The organism is Pseudomonas sp. PSPC2-3, assembly GCF_049898265.1.
Lineage (GTDB): Bacteria > Pseudomonadota > Gammaproteobacteria > Pseudomonadales > Pseudomonadaceae > Aquipseudomonas > Aquipseudomonas veronii.
In genome coordinates this window covers 1-16,781 of the sequence record NZ_JAFCXJ010000001.1, presented here as the reverse complement: position 1 = coordinate 16,781, position 16,781 = coordinate 1, and the positions used below count along the sequence as shown (strand labels likewise).

Below are 16,781 nucleotides of genomic sequence, written 5' to 3'. Positions count from 1 at the left end.
ACCTCATGATCCGCGAAGAATTCCTGCGCTTGGCCGCTGCCGGCTACAACCGTATCCCTCTGGCCTGCGAAACCCTGGCCGACTTCGACACGCCGCTGTCGATCTACCTGAAGCTGGCCGACGCGCCAAACTCCTACCTGCTTGAATCGGTACAGGGCGGCGAGAAGTGGGGCCGTTACTCGATCATCGGCCTGCCGTGCCGCACCGTCATGCGCGTGTACGACCATCACGTCAGCATCACCCATGACGGCGTCGAGATCGAAAGCCATGACGTCGAAGACCCACTGGCCTTCGTCGAAACCTTCAAGGCGCGCTACAACGTGCCGACCATCCCTGGGCTGCCGCGTTTCAACGGCGGCCTGGTCGGGTATTTCGGCTACGACTGCGTGCGTTATGTGGAAAAACGCCTGGGTAAATGCCCGAACCCCGATCCATTGGGCGTTCCGGACATTCTGCTGATGGTCTCCGACGCCGTGGTGGTGTTCGACAACCTCGCCGGCAAGATGCATGCAATCGTGCTGGCCGACCCCTCCCAGAGCGATGCGTTCGAGCAAGGCCTGGCCAGCCTCGAAGCCCTGCTGGAAAAACTGCGCCAGCCGATCACCCCGCGTCGCGGCCTGGATTTGCGCCGTCCGCCGGCGGCCGACCCGGTGTTCCGCTCCAGCTTTACCCAGGATGACTACGAGCGGGCGGTCGATACCATCAAGGAATACATCCTCGCCGGCGACTGCATGCAGGTGGTGCCGTCGCAACGCATGTCCATCGACTTCAAGGCCGCGCCGATCGACCTGTACCGCGCGCTGCGTTGCTTCAACCCGACGCCGTACATGTACTTCTTCAACTTCGGCGACTTCCACGTCGTCGGCAGTTCGCCGGAAGTGCTGGTGCGCGTCGAAGACAACCTGATCACCGTGCGCCCGATCGCCGGTACCCGCCCGCGTGGCGCGACCGAGGAAGCGGACCTGGCGCTCGAAGAAGAGCTGCTCAGCGACGACAAGGAAATCGCCGAGCACCTCATGCTGATCGACCTGGGCCGCAATGACACCGGGCGCGTCTCGGAAATCGGTTCGGTGAAGTTGACGGAGAAGATGGTCATCGAGCGCTACTCCAACGTGATGCACATCGTCTCCAACGTCACCGGCGAATTGAAGGCCGGCCTGACCGCGATGGACGCGCTGCGGGCGATTCTGCCGGCGGGCACCTTGTCGGGCGCGCCGAAGATTCGCGCGATGGAGATCATCGACGAGCTCGAGCCGGTCAAGCGCGGTGTCTACGGCGGCGCCGTGGGGTATTTCGCCTGGAACGGCAACATGGACACCGCCATTGCGATTCGCACGGCGGTGATCAAGGACGGGGAACTGCATGTGCAGGCCGGTGGCGGGATCGTCGCCGACTCGGTGCCGGCCCTCGAATGGGAAGAAACCCTGAACAAGCGCCGCGCCATGTTCCGTGCAGTGGCGTTGGCTGAACAGACCCCCCAGGGCTAAGAATTCTTGAGGTTTCCCCCATGTTGCTGATGATTGATAACTACGACTCCTTTACCTACAACGTTGTGCAGTACCTGGGCGAACTCGGTGCCGAGGTCAAGGTGGTGCGCAACGACGAACTGACCGTCGCCGAAATCGCCGCCCTGAACCCGGAGCGCATTGTGGTTTCGCCGGGGCCCTGCACGCCGACCGAGGCGGGCATCTCCCTGGAGGCGATCAAATACTTCGCCGGCAAGCTGCCGATCCTCGGCGTGTGCCTGGGCCACCAGTCCATCGGCCAGGCGTTTGGCGGTGAGGTGGTGCGGGCGCGCCAAGTGATGCACGGCAAGACCAGCCCGGTGTTCCATAACAACCTTGGTGTGTTCGAAGGCCTCAACCTGCCGGTCACCGTGACGCGCTACCATTCGCTGGTGGTCAAGCGCGAAACCCTGCCCGACTGCCTGGAATTGACCGCCTGGACCCAGCTGGAAGACGGCTCGGTCGACGAGATCATGGGCTTGCGCCACAAGACACTGAACATCGAAGGGGTGCAGTTTCACCCCGAGTCGATCCTGACCGAGCAGGGCTACGAGCTGTTCGCCAACTTTCTCAAGCAGAGCGGCGGCACGCGCTAAGGACTTTTCATGGATATCAAGACTGCCCTGAGCCGTATCGTCGGCCATCTGGACCTGAGCACCGCGGAAATGAGCGATGTGATGCGTGAGATCATGACCGGTCAATGCACCGACGCGCAGATCGGCGCGTTCATGATGGCGATGCGTATGAAGAGCGAGAGCATCGACGAAATCGTCGGCGCCGTGTCGGTGATGCGCGAGCTGGCAGACAAGGTCGAGCTCAAGACCCTCGACGGCGTGGTCGACGTGGTCGGCACCGGCGGCGACGGTGCGAATATTTTCAACGTGTCCACGGCGGCCTCCTTCGTGGTCGCGGCAGCGGGTTGCACCGTGGCCAAACACGGCAACCGAGCGGTGTCCGGCAAAAGCGGCAGCGCGGATCTGCTCGAAGCGGCCGGGATCTACCTGAACCTGACCCCCGTACAAGTGGCGCGCTGCATCGACAACGTGGGCATCGGCTTCATGTTTGCGCAGTCCCACCACGGCGCGATGAAACACGCCGCCGGCCCGCGCAAGGATCTCGGCCTGCGCACCCTGTTCAACATGCTCGGCCCGCTTACGAATCCGGCCGGTGTGAAGCATCAGGTGGTCGGCGTGTTCAGCCAGGCGTTGTGCCGGCCGTTGGCCGAAGTGTTGCAGCGCCTGGGCAGCAAGCATGTGCTGGTGGTGCATTCCAAAGATGGCCTGGACGAATTCAGCCTGGCGGCGCCGACCTTTGTGGCGGAGCTGAAGAATGATCAGATCACCGAATATTGGGTCGAGCCTGAAGATCTCGGCATGAAGAGCCAGAGCCTGCACGGCCTGGCAGTGGAAAGCCCGGCGGACTCCCTGGCGCTGATTCAGGACGCCTTGGGGCGTCGCAAGACCGAAAACGGCCAGAAAGCCGCCGAAATGATTGTGCTCAATGCCGGTGCCGCGCTTTATGCCGCCGATCACGCCTATAGTCTTAACGAAGGCGTGGCCCTCGCGCATGATGCATTGCACACCGGCCTTGCCCGCGAGAAGCTCGAAGAACTGGGGGCCTTTACTGCGGTGTTCAAGATGGAGAATGAAGGATGAGTGTGCCGACCGTTCTGGAAAAGATCCTGGCCCGCAAAGCCGAAGAAGTCGCGGAACGCCGTGCCCGCGTGAGCCTGGCCGAGCTGGAAAGCCAGGCGAAAATCGCCGATGCGCCGCGTGGCTTCGCCAAGGCCTTGATCGCCCAGGCCAAGCTCAAGCAGCCGGCTGTCATCGCTGAAATCAAGAAGGCCTCGCCAAGCAAAGGCGTGATCCGCGAAAACTTCGTACCGGCCGACATCGCCGTCAGCTATGAGAGAGGCGGGGCGACTTGCCTCTCCGTGCTGACTGATGTCGATTTCTTCCAGGGTTCCGACCTGTTCCTGCAACAGGCCCGCGCCGCGTGCAAGTTGCCGGTGATCCGCAAGGACTTCATGATCGATCCATACCAGATCGTTGAAGCCCGTGCCCTGGGCGCCGACTGTGTGCTGCTGATCGTCTCCGCGCTGGATGACGTGAAGATGGCCGAGCTGGCGGCCGTGGCCAAAAGCGTCGGCCTCGACGTGCTGGTGGAAGTCCACGACGGCGATGAGCTGGAACGTGCGCTGAAAACCCTCGACACACCGCTGGTGGGGGTCAACAACCGCAACCTGCACACCTTCGAAGTCAGCCTGGAAAACACCCTCGACCTGCTGCCGCTTATCCCGCGCGACCGCCTGGTGATTACCGAAAGCGGCATCGTTAACCGCGCCGACGTGGAGCTGATGGAAATCAGCGACGTGTATTCGTTTCTGGTGGGCGAGACCTTCATGCGCGCCGAGAACCCGGGCGCCGAACTGCAACGCCTGTTCTTCCCGGAGCGTGGTGTGGCAGTCAGCGGTTCGACCCTGGATTGATCAAACCGCGGTCAGTATTTGAAGTGCGGTCAACATGTGGGAGGGGCGGTGCGACGGTTCGACTTGCCCCCGATGGCGGTGTATCAGTTGATAGATGTACTGACTGACACTCCGCCATCGGGGGCAAGCCCCCTCCCACATTCACATTGGGTTTTGTGTTTATTCAGCGAGGTAGGTGTTCGATGATCCAGCCAGTGTCGATGAGCGTCGAAGCCGGGCTTGCTGCCGAGCAAAACCTGCTGGCGGCTGTTTGTGCAGGGGAGCAGGCGTTTGGCCTGCTGTTCTGGCAGCCCAGTGATCAGGCATTGGTGATGCCGCGGCGCTTGAGCCGACTGCCGGGGTTTGACGTGGCCAGCCAAGTGTCAGCCGCGGCGGGCTGGCCGGTGCTGTTACGCGAAACCGGCGGCGAGCCGGTGCCGCAATCAAACGCCACGGTCAATATCGCCCTGGTCTACGCACCGCCGCGCAGCGAAGGCGACCAGGGGCGCATCGAAACCGGCTACCTGCGTTTGTGCCAGCCGATCTGTGACTTGCTGATCGAACTGGGCGGCGATGCTTCCGTCGGCGAAATCGACGGCGCGTTCTGCGACGGCCGCTACAACGTCAACCTCAATGGCCGCAAAATGGTCGGCACCGCCCAGCGCTGGCGCCAAAGTGGTGGCCGTCCGGTGGGGCTGGTACACGGAGCCTTGTTGCTGGACAACGATCGCGAAGAACTGATCGCGGCGGTCAATCGCTTCAATCAAGCCTGCGGCCTGGAACAGCGCGTTCGCGCCGACAGCCATATCGCCCTGCACGAAGCTTTCCCCGCACCGGACGCGCTCAGTCGGCTGGATGCGTTGTACCGGCAGATGCTGGCCAGCTTCCTGCCGGTTTAACGGGTGCCGAACACCACCATCGTCTTGCCTTTGACGTCTACCAGGTTGCGTTCTTCCAGATCCTTGAGCACGCGACCGACCATCTCCCGTGAACAACCGACAATGCGCCCGATCTCCTGACGCGTGACTTTGATCTGCATGCCATCGGGGTGAGTCATCGCGTCGGGCTGCTTGCACAGCTCCAACAGGCAGCGGGCCACACGGCCGGTGACATCAAAGAATGCCAGGTCGCCGACTTTGCGCGTGGTGTCCCGCAGGCGCTGGGCAATCTGGCCGCTCAGTGCATAGAGGATGTCGGGATCGTGCTGGGTCAGTTCACGAAACTTCGTGTAACTGATCTCGGCCACTTCGCTCTCGATTTTGGTCCGCACCCAGGCACTGCGCTCCTGTTCTTTGCCGGCTTGTTCAAATAACCCCAGTTCGCCGAAGAAATCGCCGGTATTGAGGTAGGCAATGATCATCTCGCGGCCGTCTTCATCCTCGATCAGGATGGTGACCGAGCCCTTGATAATGAAGAACAGTGTTTCGGAGCGTTCGCCTGCGCAGATGATGTTGTGCTTGGCCGGGTAACGACGACTCTGGCAATGCGTCAGCAGTCTGTCGAGATTCTTGATCTTGGGTATGGGAGTAAAAGCAACCATGGTTGTATCCCGAAAAAGACTGCACAGGGTGGTTGGAATTGTTTTTATCCAGCTGTATCTGCATTGATACACGTTGTACAAAGGATGGCAATGCGCCATTCATTTGGCGCCAGCTTACCAGACACATTGTGACTCGATTAGCCAATTTACCGGGTAACTGTGGCGATTGATGGCTTTACGCGCAAAAGCTGCCGGCCGCGGGTCGTGTGCTAAGCTGGCGACCCTTTTTTAGCAGTGGAGTCTGGGCGATGAAGGCACGCATCCAATGGGCGGGCGAAGCCATGTTCCTCGGTGAGTCGGGCAGTGGCCATGTCGTGGTCATGGACGGTCCGCCGGAAGCCGGTGGCCGCAACCTGGGCGTACGCCCGATGGAAATGCTCCTGCTTGGTGTAGGCGGTTGCAGCAATTTCGACGTGGTCAGCATTCTGAAAAAGTCCCGCCAGGCCGTGGAAAGCTGCGAAGCCTTCCTCGAAGCCGAGCGTGCGACTGAAGATCCCAAAGTGTTCACCAAGATCCATATGCATTTCGTGGTCAAGGGCCGGGCGCTGAAAGAAGCCCAGGTCAAACGTGCCATCGAGCTGTCGGCCGAGAAGTATTGCTCGGCATCGATCATGCTGGGCGCGGCCGGTGTCGCCATTACCCATGATTACGAAATCATTGAGTTGGGCTGATCCAGGGATTCGTCGGCAATAAAGACAGGGCGCTTTGATAGCGCCCTTTTTTGCAGGTTAGATGCGGTAGGTGCTTTTGGTCATGACCTTGGCCATCAGGCTCATGCCAAACCTCACCGGCGCCGGGAAGCGGAAACCACCGGCGTCCAGTGCGCTTTCTGCGTGGTGTTCTTCGTCGATACGCATCTGTTCAAGAATCGCCCGGGACTTTTCGTCTTCGGTCGGTAACTGTTCCAGGTGCTCATCCAGGTGCTTGCATACTTGCTGTTCCGTGGCTGCGACAAACCCCAGGCTGACTTTGTCGCTGATCAAGCCGGCTGCGGCGCCAATCCCAAACGACAGGCCGTAGAACAGCGGGTTCAGCACGCTGGGATGGCTGCCCAATTGGCGAATGCGTTGCTCGCACCAGGCCAGGTGGTCGATTTCTTCCTCGGCGGCATGCTCCATGGCTGCGCGCACTTGCGGCAGCTTGGCGGTCAGCGCCTGGCCCTGGTACAGCGCCTGGGCACAGACTTCGCCGGTATGGTTGATACGCATCAGGCCGGCGACGTGGCGGGTGTCGGTCTCGTTCATCTGTGCATCGGGCTGCACGATGGCGGGCGACGGGCGATACGGCTGGCCGCTGAATGGCAGCAGCGTGCGTATGGCCGTGTCGGCTTGCAACAACAGACGGTCAATCGGCGAGTAGTGACGTTGGGTAGTCATGCTGACCTCCGGGAAGAATCTCGGCGGCCAGTTTACCGCAAGAGAGGGCGAAGCGTTTGCGTTGAGTCAAGGGCATGGGGTCGCATGCGGGAGGCCGGCGACCCGTGTGTCAGGCGTATCAGCCCGGCGGCCAGTTCATCTGGCGCTGACCCAGCACATGCATGTGGATATGGTAAACGGTCTGTCCACCGTCTTCATTGCAGTTCATCACCACACGAAAGCCCTTCTCGCAGCCCTGTTCCAGGGCCAGGCGCTGAGCGGTGAACAGGATGTGCCCAGCCAGGGTTTTGTCGCTTTCGGTCAGATCGTTCAGGGTGCGGATCGGTTTTTTCGGGATAACCAGAAAATGTACCGGCGCTTGTGGGGCGATATCGTGGAAGGCGAGGACCTGATCATCTTCATAGATGATCTTCGCGGGTATTTCTCTGTTGATGATCTTGGTGAACAGAGTATCCAAAGCTGTTTCTCCATGGTGAATGTGCAGGGTGAGTGTACTCAGGCCTTCAGCGCGGGCAATAGGCCTTGTTGATCGCGCCGGCGAGCTTGCGGGTCAGCCAGCGTGGGCTCAAGCGCGGACTGAAGGTGAGCCAGCGATTGCGGCGGCCGGGGATGATGATGGCTTGGTTTTTTTCCAGGGCGCGCACGGTGTAGAGCGCCACTTCTTCCGGGCTCATCAAGTGCGCGCTGCGCTCGAGCTTGGCGGTGTCCATTTGCGCCGTGCCAAAGAAGGCCGTGCGCGTCGGGCCGGGGCACAGCACCGAGACCTTGATGCCGCAGGTTTTCAATTCTTCGCGCAGACCTTCGGAGAAGTGCAATACATAGGCTTTGCTGGCGTAGTAACTGCTCATCCACGGGCCGGGCTGGAATGCGGCGATCGAGGCGACGTTGAGGATCTGCCCGCCGCCATGCAGGGCCATGGCATTGCCGAGGGCGTGACACATACGGGTCAGGGCGAGGATGTTGACTTCGATCAGGTCCTGCTCGGTCATCCAGTCCTGGGCCAGGAACGGCCCGCTGGTGCCCATGCCAGCGCAGTTGACCAGCAAGTCGATCTGCCGCTCGCCTTCCTCAAGCTCCAACAGGAACCCGGACAAACGCAGCGGCTCACCCAGGTCGCAGGCGCGGAACAGCACCTCGACGCCGAAGCGTTGCGTCAATTCGATTGCAATGCTTTCCAACTGATCACGCTGGCGGGCCACCAGAATCAAGCTGCGGCCGCGCCGGGCCAGTGCTTCGGCCAAGGCCAGGCCGATGCCGCTGGAGGCACCGGTGATCAGAGCGTAACGGGTCATGCCTTTCTCCATCGCAACGCCGCCGGACCTGTGACAGAGGCATCACAGGCGGCGGGCGTTTTTTCACTGTTCTGGAGAGTCTACAGGTTCGGCCGCGTCGTCAGCACTTTGCACGTCTTCTTCATTGACGATCACGCTTTGATCGGCGTCTTCATCGGAGGTGATGGAGCTGCTTTCGTAGCTGCTGTCCACGTTGCTTTCGAGTTGGTCCAGGTAGCCGTTCATCCCCAAGGCCATCAAGATGATGAGCATCAACGGAATAAATGCCAGCCACAGGGAGGCCAGGACTTTCACTGCCGTGGAGTTGCGCGGTGGCGGCGCACCGTACTGGTTGGCGCCGGTGTTACCTGGCAACACCAGCAGCAGCAGCGGGAAAATGCTGTTCACCAGCGGCACCAGGTTCAGCAGGTACAGCCAGCCGGACCAGCCCAGGTCGTGCAGACGCTGCACGCCGATTTGCACGCTGACCCAGACAATCGCCACGAACAGCGCGAAACCCAGCAGCGAGCCCAGGATGATGCCCGCCGTCGGCGAAGCGGTCGCCACGGCGAAGCCGGCAGTGGCGAGGATGCCCGAGGCGACGAGCATCGCGACGGTGAGTACCAGCGTCCAGGCCAGGTAGCGCAGGCGACCGATGCGGCCATGGATCGTGAAGATCTTGAGCTCGGCGTACTCCGGCAAATCGTCACCCACTGCGGCACGCGGTGGTGCATACGGGGAGGCGGCAGGGCGGGCAGAGGGCTCGGTCTCGTGGGTTTCGTCAAGGCTGAAGGCCACGGGCTGTTCGGCTTCGATACGCGCGTCGATCCCGGCGTTCTTCAGCGCGGTGAGGTAGGTTTCGGCATCGGGGCGCGCGAGGTCGCGCTTGAGGGCGACGGGGCGACCGGTAAAGAGCTTCTCGATGGCCTCAACGTTGCTTTTGAACAATTCGGCGAGATTCAGTTTAGCGGTGGTGCTTTCGACACCCGGGAGCAGGGCTCCATCAAACACAATCTTGAAACGGTTGTCGCTCATGCGGGCATCCTTGTCATGTTACAGGGGAGGGGGGCAGGCCCGCTTCAATGAGCGGGTCCGGCAAGTGTATCAGCGCGGCCAGCGCAACTGTGCCGCCTTCTCGCGGGCTTCGCGGTATTCGGCATCCAGGCGCGCAACGAGTTCATCGACGCCGGGCAAATCATCGATCTCACCGACGCCCTGACCGGCAGACCATACGGTCTTCCAGGCCTTGGCCTCGTCGTTCAACGGCTTGAGCTTGGCGCCGAAATTGACTTCGCCTTTGCCTTGCAGGGCGGCCAGGTCGAAACCGGCGTTTGCCAGGCTCTGGCGCATGAAGCTCGCGGGCACGCCGGAGACTGCGGCAGTGTGCACGATGTCGACGGCGCCTGATGTGAGCAGCATCTCTTTATACGCATCCGGCGCGTGGCTTTCGGCGGTGGCGATAAACCGCGTGCCCAGATACGCCAGGTCCGCGCCCAGCAACTGGGCGGCCAGGATCTCGTGCCCGTGGTTGAGGCAGCCGGCCAGCAGCAGGGTTTTGTCGAAGAACTGGCGAATCTCGGCGATCAACGCGAACGGGCTCCAGGTGCCGGCATGGCCACCGGCGCCGGCGGCCACGGCGATCAGGCCGTCCACCCCGGCTTCGGCGGCTTTCTCGGCGTGACGTCGAGTGGTGACGTCATGGAAGACCAGGCCGCCGTAGCTGTGTACCGCATCGACCAACGCCTTCACCGCGCCGAGGCTGGTGATGACGATCGGCACCTTGTGCTCGACGCAGATCGCCAGGTCTGCCTCCAACCGTGGGTTGCTGTGGTGGACGATGAGGTTGACGGCGTAGGGCGCAGGGTTGCTCAACTGCGCCAGGCCCGCTTCGATTTCCTCCAGCCAGGCCTTGAAGCCACTGCTTTCGCGCTGGTTCAGTGCCGGGAAACTTCCGACCACGCCATTGCGGCAGCACGCCAGAACCAGTTGCGGATTGGAAATCAGGAACATCGGCGCGGCCACGACGGGCAGGCGCAGACGTTGTTCAAGCAAAGCGGGCAGCGACATTGGAGGTACCCCGAGGCATTGACGTTAGAACGGTTTGACCACGACCAGAATTACGATAGCCAGCAATATCAGAACCGGGAATTCATTGAACCAGCGATAAAAGACATGGCTGCGGGTGTTTTCGCCACGGGCGAAGCGTTTTACCTGTGCGCCGCACATGTGGTGGTAACCGATCAGCAGAACGACCAGGGTCAGCTTGACGTGGAGCCAGGCGCCCATATGGAAGAGGCCGGGGTTGAGGGCGATCATCCAGATGCCGAAGACCAGCGTGGCAAGCATCGACGGGCCCATGATGCCGCGATACAGCTTGCGCTCCATGACGCTGAAGCGTTCCTTGCTGACGGTGTCTTCGCTTTGGGCGTGGTAGACGAACAGGCGCGGCAGGTAGAACAGCCCGGCAAACCAGCACACGATGCTGACGATATGGAAGGCTTTGACCCATAGATAAAGCATTTTTAGTTATTCCCAGGTTCACGGTAACTGAAGATAGTAGTGGCTCATGCGTCCTTACGTCACCTTGGCGGTTGTCGCAGGACAATGCGGCCCCTATTATCGACGGCTTTCCAGTGGGTTCTTTGAGGGCAGGTTTATGGTCAAGGTCGGTATCGTCGGCGGCACGGGTTACACCGGTGTCGAATTGCTGCGTCTGTTGGCTCAGCATCCGCAAGCTGAGGTGGTGGTCATCACTTCCCGATCCGAGGCCGGCCTGGCTGTGGCCGATATGTACCCGAACCTGCGAGGCCATTACGACGGCCTGGCGTTCAGCGTGCCGGACATCAAGACCCTCGGTGCCTGTGACGTGGTGTTCTTTGCCACCCCCCACGGCGTGGCCCATGCGCTGGCCGGCGAGTTGCTGGCCGCGGGCACCAAGGTCATCGATCTGTCGGCGGACTTCCGCCTGCAGGATGCCGACGAGTGGGCCAAATGGTACGGCCAGCCACACGGCGCGCCGCAGCTGTTGGAAGAGGCGGTGTACGGCCTGCCGGAAGTCAATCGTGAGCAGATCAAGCAAGCGCGCCTGATCGCCGTGCCGGGTTGCTATCCGACCGCGACGCAGTTGGGCTTCCTGCCATTGCTCGAAGCCGGGCTGGCCGACGTTTCGCGCTTGATTGCCGACTGCAAGTCGGGCGTCAGCGGCGCCGGGCGTGGGGCGGCGGTGGGGTCGCTGTACTCCGAGACGTCGGAAAGCATGAAGGCCTACGCGGTAAAAGGGCATCGTCATCTGCCGGAAATCCGCCAGGGGCTGCGTCGCGCCGCCGGTAAGGATGTGGGGCTGACCTTCGTGCCGCACCTGACTCCGATGATCCGTGGCATTCACTCGACACTGTATGCAACGGTGGTGGATCGCTCGGTGGATTTGCAGGCGCTGTTTGAAAAGCGTTACGCCAACGAGCCGTTCGTCGATGTGATGCCGGCCGGCAGCCATCCGGAAACCCGCAGTGTGCGCGGCGCCAACGTGTGCCGGATTGCCGTGCATCGGCCGCAGGACGGTGATCTGGTGGTGGTGCTGTCGGTGATCGACAATCTGGTCAAGGGCGCTTCGGGCCAGGCGGTGCAGAACATGAACATCCTGTTCGGCCTGGATGAGAAGCTGGGCTTGTCCCACGCAGGCATGCTGCCGTAAGGCTGTCATGTCGCCAAGCAGAAGGCCCGTCGATCGGGCCTTTTGTGTTTTTAATGGCGGCTGCGCAGATTGATATACCGTAACAATAGTTGACCGCTTTTCTAGGAGAAGCGGATAATACCGACCATTACGCATATGGCGGCGGTACGCCGGGAGATTATCAGCATGAGCGTTGAGTCCTTCACCCCCACGGCTTTGCAATTCACCCACGGTGCTGCGCACAAGGTGAAGAGCCTGGTCGATGAAGAGGGTAATGATCGCTTGAAGCTGCGCGTATTTGTTACGGGCGGCGGTTGTTCAGGGTTTCAGTACGGTTTTACCTTCGATGAAGAAGTGGCCGATGACGACACCATCGTCGAGCGCGAGGGCGTGAGCCTGGTTGTGGACCCCATGAGTTTCCAATACCTGGCAGGCGCCGAGGTGGATTACCAGGAAGGTCTGGAGGGTTCGCGTTTCGTGATCAAGAACCCTAATGCCACGACTACGTGTGGTTGCGGGTCTTCGTTCTCGATCTGATCGGTAACGGATACAAAAACGCCGCTTGGCTTTGATCGGCCAAGCGGCGTTTTGCTGTCTGCGGGTTCTGGCGGGCAGTCAGGCGGGGTAGATCGCGCCCAGCACCCGTAGCCCGCGTGCGCCAGTGACGCTGGGGCGGTTGGCGGCGATGCCTTCGAGGCAGCAATGGGCCAGCCAGGCGAAGGCCATGGCTTCGACCCAATCGGGGTCTACGCCGCAGGTAGCGGTGCTGCTGACCTGGGTCGATGGCAATAGCGTGGCCAGGCGCTTCATCAGCGTGCGGTTATGCGCGCCGCCGCCGCAGACAAGCAGGGTGTTTGTCTGGGGTTGGGCGGTTTGCAGGGCCTCGACGATGGTCAGGGCCGTCAGTTCCAGCAGCGTGGCCTGGATGTCCTGGGGGGCGAAGGCGGGTAGGCGCGCCAGGTGTTGTTGCAGCCATCCCAGGTTGAACACTTCGCGCCCGGTGCTTTTCGGGCCTTTGGTCAAGAAAAAAGGGTCACTGAGCAGCGCGTTGAGCAACTGAGGTTCGACTTTGCCGCTGGCGGCCCATTGACCCTCGCGATCAAAGTGTTCGCCGCGCTGTTGATGAATCCAGGCATCCAGCAAGACATTGCCCGGGCCGCAGTCGAAGCCGGCTACGGGTTTTCCGGTCTCGATCAAGCTGAGGTTGCTGAAACCTCCGACGTTCAAAACCGCACGATTCCCGCTGCGTTCGTCAAACAGTGCTTCATGAAAGGCCGGTACCAATGGCGCACCCTGACCACCTGCAGCAACGTCGCGGCTGCGGAAGTCGCTGACCACGGTGATGCCGGTCAATTCGGTGAGCAAGGCAGGGTTGCCGATCTGTACGGTGAAGCCGCGTGCCGGTTCATGGCGGATAGTCTGCCCATGGCTGCCGATCGCGCGAATGTCCTGGGGCTTGAGGTTGTGCTGGTCGAGCAGGGCATGGATGCCCTGGGCGGCGAGTGTCACCCAGTGCTGCTGGGCCATTGCCGAGCGGGCGATCTCATCCGGGCCGCTGGCGCACAGGCCAAGCAGCTCCGCGCGCAAGCTGTCTGGCATGGGGATGTAGTGAGTGGCGATCAGCTTGATCGCCGCCTCTTGTTCGATCAGGGCGATATCCAGGCCATCGAGGCTGGTCCCTGACATCACGCCTATATAGAGCGGCATACCTTAGCGCTTCGCCGAAGCCAGCAGGGTGGAGCGCTCCTGATCCATGCGTGCCATCAGCGGTTGGCTTTGTTGCATGAAACGCGCGCGTTCGGCCTTGGCGATCGGGTCGGCCATCGGCAGTTTCTGGCCCAGCGGGTCGACGTGTACGCCATTGACCTGAAATTCATAGTGCAAGTGTGGGCCGGTGGACAAGCCGGTCGTGCCGATATAGCCGATCACCTGGCCCTGCTTCACGTTGCCGCCGGTCTGTACGCCCTTGGCGAAGCCTTGCATGTGGCCATACAGCGTGCGGTAGGTGTTGCCGTGCTGGATGATCACGGTGTTGCCGTAACCGCCGCGACGTCCGGCCAACAGTACCTTGCCGTCACCTGCGGCCTTGATGGGCGTGCCGCGCGGCGCTGCATAGTCGACGCCTTTGTGGGCGCGGATTTTGTTCAGGATGGGGTGCTTGCGTCCCATGGAGAAGCGCGAGCTGATGCGGGCGAAATCCACAGGTGTGCGGATAAAGGCCTTGCGCATGCTGTTGCCATCAGCGGTGTAGTAACTGCTGTTGCCTTGTTTGTTGGTGTAGCGCACGGCGGTGTAGGTCTTGCCGCGGTTGGTAAAGCGCGCGGAGAGGATATTGCCGGTGCCGACCACTTTGCCGTTGGCGACCTTCTGCTCGTAGATCACGTCGAATTCGTCACCCTGGCGGATGTCCTGGGCGAAGTCGATGTCGTAGCCAAACACGCTGGCCATGTCCATGGTCATGCTGTGGGACAAGCCGGCACGAGCGGCCGATTGCGACAGCGAGCTGTTGATGACGCCATGTACGTAGGCGGAGCGCATCACTGGCTTGGTGGTGATGCGATTGAACGCGAAACCCTTGGCACCCTTGGTCAGGGTGATGCTTTCCAGGTCGCTGAGGTTGCTGTGCAGGTTGTTCAGCTGGCCATCTGGGGTCAGTTCGAATTCGAGTTTTTGACCGCGTTTGAGCTGGGTGAATTGCTTGGCTTGTTTATCGCTGGCCAAGACCTCATTAACCGTAGTGGCAGGTAGGCCGACCTTCTCGAACAGGGTGGAAAGCGTGTCGCCCTTGCCGACGAGCACCTCGCGATGCTGAGGGCTCTTGGCCTGCGCTACGGCAGGTGCAGCCTGCTGCTGGGCGGTTTTGTCGGTTTCGTCCGGGGCGCTTTCGATCTGGGCAAACGGCGAATCGACGGGTGCATTTGTGGCTTGTTGCGCGTCGGAAGCGTCTTGATCTTGTGTCAGTTGTTCTGTGGGACTTTCCAGGTCAAGGCTCAGGGATGTTCGTTTGGCTTCTACGTCACTGGAAGGGAATACCAGGAGTGCCAGGCTCAGAAGGGCGGCGATACCACTTGCAGCGAGCAGGTGGGTCTTTGGGTAAAGCGGCGGCGCTTTAGACGGTTCTGTGGTCATAGGTAATTTTGACTTTGAAGATGAAATGGAAAAGATGACTGACATGATGAAGATGAAATAACTGTATAAAATATAACCAAATCATCTGTGACGCAAGCTCGCGAACGCCGGGCTTGTCGAACGGTGTCCGTGCGCAGGGCAAAACTTGTAATTAGTCCCTGATCTTGTATGGTTGGTTCCCTTTTGAATCTGAGCCTTGCGGGTCTGTTATGAAGTCGGTTGAAGAGCAGCTAGCGCTGATAAAACGTGGTGCGGAAGAACTGTTGGTCGAGGCGGAGCTGATCGAAAAGCTCAAGCGTGGCCAGCCCCTGCGTATCAAGGCCGGCTTTGATCCGACTGCGCCGGATCTGCACCTGGGCCATACCGTGCTTATCAATAAGCTGCGCCAGTTCCAGGACCTGGGGCATCAGGTGATCTTCCTTATAGGGGATTTCACCGGAATGATCGGTGATCCAAGCGGCAAGAGCGCCACGCGTCCGCCGCTGACCCGTGAGCAGGTTCTCGAGAATGCCGAGACCTACAAGACCCAGGTGTTCAAGATTCTCGATCCGGCCAAGACCGAGGTGGCGTTCAACTCCACCTGGATGGACAAGATGGGGCCGGCGGACTTCATTCGTCTGACATCCCAGTACACCGTGGCGCGCATGCTTGAGCGCGATGACTTCGACAAGCGCTATTCGACCAACCAGCCGATCGCGATTCATGAGTTCCTGTACCCGCTGGTCCAGGGCTATGACTCGGTGGCGTTGCGCGCTGACGTTGAGTTGGGTGGCACCGATCAGAAGTTCAACCTTCTGATGGGGCGTGAGCTGCAGCGTGCGTATGGGCAAGAGGCTCAGTGCATTCTGACCATGCCGTTGCTGGAGGGGTTGGACGGCGTCAAGAAGATGTCCAAGTCCCTGGGCAACTATGTCGGTATCCAGGAAGCGCCGGGCGTGATGTACGGCAAGCTGGTTTCGATTCCGGATGCGCTGATGTGGCGTTACTTCGAGCTGTTGAGCTTCCGCTCGATGGATGAGATCAATGCGCTGCGTGCGGATGTCGAGGCGGGTGCCAATCCTCGCGACGTGAAGATCAAGCTGGCTGAAGAGATTGTTGCGCGTTTCCATGGCGAGGAGGCTGCGGCCAGTGCTCACCGTGCGGCGGGCAACCGGATGAAGGATGGTGAGCTGCCGGATGATCTGCCGGAGATCGAGCTGACTGCTGCCGAGGCAATGCCGATCGCGGCCGTCCTTAATAAGGCAGGCCTGGTGAAGAACTCGGCGGTCGCGCGTGACCTCTTGGGTTCCGGTGGTGTGCGTATCGATGGTGAAGTGGTTGATCGCACCTTTATATACGCGCTGGGTGCGACCCATGTTTGCCAGGCTGGGAAGAAGGCATTTGCGCGTATTACGCTCAAATCCGAATAAGTCTGAAATTAACTGTTGACGGCGATTTATATCTGTCTATAATTCGCCCCACTTCCGGCGCAGTTGAAGCGGAAAACTCCTTGGTAAACAAAGAGTTACGCAAGATTCGACAGCGACCTGCTTCAGTTCATCGAAGCCTGGAAGGAGTTGGTAGAGCAGTGTTGTTTGGCTCTATTAACGTTTCGATCTTCTCGGTCGAAAGCGGAGAAAAAGAGGTGTTGACAGCAGCGTGTAACGCTGTAGAATTCGCCTCCCGCTAACGAGAGATCGGAAGCGCAAGTGGTTGAAGTTACAGAGGAAACTTTGAAAACTTCTTAAAATAATCACTTGACAGCAAATGAGGCTGCTGTAGAATGCGCGCCTCGGTTGAGACGAAAGATCTTAACCAACCGCTCTTTAACAACTGAATCAAGC

Annotated in this window: 18 protein-coding genes; 9 read left to right on the top strand and 9 right to left on the bottom strand. The window is 60.4% G+C overall.

Annotated features, from left to right (window positions below; all coding sequences use genetic code 11):
- The first annotated feature begins 5 nt into the window (after window positions 1-5).
- The 5 genes from trpE (at window position 6) to ACP7E3_RS00070 (ending at window position 4,871) form a co-directional block, all read left to right on the top strand.
- Window positions 6-1,487 carry an anthranilate synthase component I gene (gene trpE, locus ACP7E3_RS00090; RefSeq protein ID WP_017847793.1) on the top strand — a complete coding sequence of 494 codons (1,482 nt, stop codon included), beginning with the start codon at window positions 6-8 and terminating at the stop codon, window positions 1,485-1,487.
- A gap of 20 nt (window positions 1,488-1,507) precedes the next feature.
- Window positions 1,508-2,101, top strand: coding sequence for an aminodeoxychorismate/anthranilate synthase component II (locus tag ACP7E3_RS00085; protein WP_017847792.1), 594 nt, complete (start codon window positions 1,508-1,510; stop codon window positions 2,099-2,101).
- 9 nt (window positions 2,102-2,110) lie between these two features.
- Entirely contained in the window at window positions 2,111-3,160 is a 1,050-nt protein-coding gene (gene trpD, locus ACP7E3_RS00080) for an anthranilate phosphoribosyltransferase (RefSeq protein WP_017847791.1), read from the top strand.
- Entirely contained in the window at window positions 3,157-3,993 is an 837-nt protein-coding gene (gene trpC / locus ACP7E3_RS00075; RefSeq protein WP_426122090.1) for an indole-3-glycerol phosphate synthase TrpC, read from the top strand. The genes trpD and trpC overlap by 4 nt, the downstream gene beginning before the upstream one ends.
- Before the next feature lie 182 nt (window positions 3,994-4,175).
- Window positions 4,176-4,871, top strand: coding sequence for a lipoate--protein ligase family protein (locus tag ACP7E3_RS00070; RefSeq protein WP_128192554.1), 696 nt, complete (start codon window positions 4,176-4,178; stop codon window positions 4,869-4,871).
- Here the strand turns inward: ACP7E3_RS00070 and crp are convergent.
- The gene (crp, locus tag ACP7E3_RS00065) at window positions 4,868-5,512 is read right to left on the bottom strand and encodes a cAMP-activated global transcriptional regulator CRP (RefSeq protein WP_017847788.1); all 645 of its coding nucleotides are present in this window, start codon (window positions 5,510-5,512) and stop codon (window positions 4,868-4,870) included. The two genes, ACP7E3_RS00070 and crp, sit on opposite strands and share 4 nt — an antisense overlap.
- Before the next feature lie 248 nt (window positions 5,513-5,760).
- Here crp and ACP7E3_RS00060 point away from each other — a divergent pair, with 248 nt between their 5' ends.
- Window positions 5,761-6,183: an OsmC family protein gene (locus tag ACP7E3_RS00060; RefSeq protein ID WP_005792019.1), complete on the top strand. Its 423-nt coding sequence runs from the start codon at window positions 5,761-5,763 to the stop codon at window positions 6,181-6,183.
- A 57-nt stretch (window positions 6,184-6,240) separates the two neighbouring features.
- Here the strand turns inward: ACP7E3_RS00060 and coq7 are convergent, their stop codons facing one another.
- The 6 genes from coq7 to hemJ all read right to left on the bottom strand — a co-directional run bounded on the left by coq7 (window position 6,241) and on the right by hemJ (window position 10,679).
- A complete protein-coding gene (gene coq7, locus ACP7E3_RS00055) occupies window positions 6,241-6,888 on the bottom strand; it encodes a 2-polyprenyl-3-methyl-6-methoxy-1,4-benzoquinone monooxygenase (RefSeq protein WP_017847787.1) in 648 nt (215 codons plus the stop codon).
- A 118-nt stretch (window positions 6,889-7,006) separates the two neighbouring features.
- Complete coding sequence (locus ACP7E3_RS00050; RefSeq protein ID WP_017847786.1) at window positions 7,007-7,345, bottom strand: histidine triad nucleotide-binding protein; 339 nt, start codon at window positions 7,343-7,345, stop codon at window positions 7,007-7,009.
- A 46-nt stretch (window positions 7,346-7,391) separates the two neighbouring features.
- Window positions 7,392-8,180, bottom strand: a complete 789-nt coding sequence (locus ACP7E3_RS00045) for an SDR family NAD(P)-dependent oxidoreductase (RefSeq protein WP_426122089.1) — start codon at window positions 8,178-8,180, stop codon at window positions 7,392-7,394.
- Window positions 8,181-8,243: 63 nt separating this feature from the next.
- The gene (locus ACP7E3_RS00040) at window positions 8,244-9,194 is read right to left on the bottom strand and encodes a DUF805 domain-containing protein (RefSeq protein WP_017847784.1); all 951 of its coding nucleotides are present in this window, start codon (window positions 9,192-9,194) and stop codon (window positions 8,244-8,246) included.
- Between the two features lie 69 nt (window positions 9,195-9,263).
- On the bottom strand, window positions 9,264-10,226 hold the full coding sequence (locus ACP7E3_RS00035) for an NAD(P)H-dependent flavin oxidoreductase (RefSeq protein ID WP_017847783.1): 963 nt from the start codon (window positions 10,224-10,226) through the stop codon (window positions 9,264-9,266).
- Between the two features lie 24 nt (window positions 10,227-10,250).
- Window positions 10,251-10,679: a protoporphyrinogen oxidase HemJ gene (gene hemJ / locus ACP7E3_RS00030; protein ID WP_017847782.1), complete on the bottom strand. Its 429-nt coding sequence runs from the start codon at window positions 10,677-10,679 to the stop codon at window positions 10,251-10,253.
- A gap of 136 nt (window positions 10,680-10,815) precedes the next feature.
- Here hemJ and argC point away from each other — a divergent pair, with 136 nt between their 5' ends.
- Both argC and erpA read left to right on the top strand, forming a co-directional pair.
- Window positions 10,816-11,850 (top strand): N-acetyl-gamma-glutamyl-phosphate reductase, encoded by a 1,035-nt coding sequence (gene argC, locus ACP7E3_RS00025; RefSeq protein WP_017847781.1) that lies wholly within the window; start codon window positions 10,816-10,818, stop codon window positions 11,848-11,850.
- A gap of 165 nt (window positions 11,851-12,015) precedes the next feature.
- Window positions 12,016-12,366: an iron-sulfur cluster insertion protein ErpA gene (gene erpA, locus ACP7E3_RS00020; protein ID WP_007906865.1), complete on the top strand. Its 351-nt coding sequence runs from the start codon at window positions 12,016-12,018 to the stop codon at window positions 12,364-12,366.
- Window positions 12,367-12,444: 78 nt separating this feature from the next.
- Here erpA and ACP7E3_RS00015 read toward each other — a convergent pair whose 3' ends face one another.
- Together ACP7E3_RS00015 and ACP7E3_RS00010 are read right to left on the bottom strand one after the other, a co-directional pair.
- Window positions 12,445-13,536: an anhydro-N-acetylmuramic acid kinase gene (locus ACP7E3_RS00015; RefSeq protein WP_026140132.1), complete on the bottom strand. Its 1,092-nt coding sequence runs from the start codon at window positions 13,534-13,536 to the stop codon at window positions 12,445-12,447.
- Between the two features lie 3 nt (window positions 13,537-13,539).
- Window positions 13,540-14,958 (bottom strand): peptidoglycan DD-metalloendopeptidase family protein, encoded by a 1,419-nt coding sequence (locus tag ACP7E3_RS00010; RefSeq protein ID WP_108524974.1) that lies wholly within the window; start codon window positions 14,956-14,958, stop codon window positions 13,540-13,542.
- Window positions 14,959-15,167: 209 nt separating this feature from the next.
- Between ACP7E3_RS00010 and tyrS the strand changes: the two genes are divergently transcribed.
- Complete coding sequence (tyrS, locus tag ACP7E3_RS00005; protein ID WP_017847777.1) at window positions 15,168-16,367, top strand: tyrosine--tRNA ligase; 1,200 nt, start codon at window positions 15,168-15,170, stop codon at window positions 16,365-16,367.
- The last annotated feature ends 414 nt before the right edge of the window (window positions 16,368-16,781 follow it).

Bases quoted from the DNA above. Each gene is read 5' to 3' on its own strand.
- hemJ (WP_017847782.1), bottom strand. From the start codon at position 10,679: ATGCTTTATCTATGGGTCAAAGCCTTCCATATCGTCAGCATCGTGTGC.
- trpD (WP_017847791.1), top strand. From the start codon at position 2,111: ATGGATATCAAGACTGCCCTGAGCCGTATCGTCGGCCATCTGGACCTG.
- trpE (WP_017847793.1), top strand. From the start codon at position 6: ATGATCCGCGAAGAATTCCTGCGCTTGGCCGCTGCCGGCTACAACCGT.
- crp (WP_017847788.1), bottom strand. From the start codon at position 5,512: ATGGTTGCTTTTACTCCCATACCCAAGATCAAGAATCTCGACAGACTG.
- ACP7E3_RS00060 (WP_005792019.1), top strand. From the start codon at position 5,761: ATGAAGGCACGCATCCAATGGGCGGGCGAAGCCATGTTCCTCGGTGAG.
- ACP7E3_RS00045 (WP_426122089.1), bottom strand. From the start codon at position 8,180: ATGACCCGTTACGCTCTGATCACCGGTGCCTCCAGCGGCATCGGCCTG.
- ACP7E3_RS00010 (WP_108524974.1), bottom strand. From the start codon at position 14,958: ATGACCACAGAACCGTCTAAAGCGCCGCCGCTTTACCCAAAGACCCAC.
- argC (WP_017847781.1), top strand. From the start codon at position 10,816: ATGGTCAAGGTCGGTATCGTCGGCGGCACGGGTTACACCGGTGTCGAA.
- tyrS (WP_017847777.1), top strand. From the start codon at position 15,168: ATGAAGTCGGTTGAAGAGCAGCTAGCGCTGATAAAACGTGGTGCGGAA.
- ACP7E3_RS00085 (WP_017847792.1), top strand. From the start codon at position 1,508: ATGTTGCTGATGATTGATAACTACGACTCCTTTACCTACAACGTTGTG.
- ACP7E3_RS00015 (WP_026140132.1), bottom strand. From the start codon at position 13,536: ATGCCGCTCTATATAGGCGTGATGTCAGGGACCAGCCTCGATGGCCTG.
- coq7 (WP_017847787.1), bottom strand. From the start codon at position 6,888: ATGACTACCCAACGTCACTACTCGCCGATTGACCGTCTGTTGTTGCAA.
- ACP7E3_RS00070 (WP_128192554.1), top strand. From the start codon at position 4,176: ATGATCCAGCCAGTGTCGATGAGCGTCGAAGCCGGGCTTGCTGCCGAG.
- ACP7E3_RS00040 (WP_017847784.1), bottom strand. From the start codon at position 9,194: ATGAGCGACAACCGTTTCAAGATTGTGTTTGATGGAGCCCTGCTCCCG.
- erpA (WP_007906865.1), top strand. From the start codon at position 12,016: ATGAGCGTTGAGTCCTTCACCCCCACGGCTTTGCAATTCACCCACGGT.
- trpC (WP_426122090.1), top strand. From the start codon at position 3,157: ATGAGTGTGCCGACCGTTCTGGAAAAGATCCTGGCCCGCAAAGCCGAA.
- ACP7E3_RS00035 (WP_017847783.1), bottom strand. From the start codon at position 10,226: ATGTCGCTGCCCGCTTTGCTTGAACAACGTCTGCGCCTGCCCGTCGTG.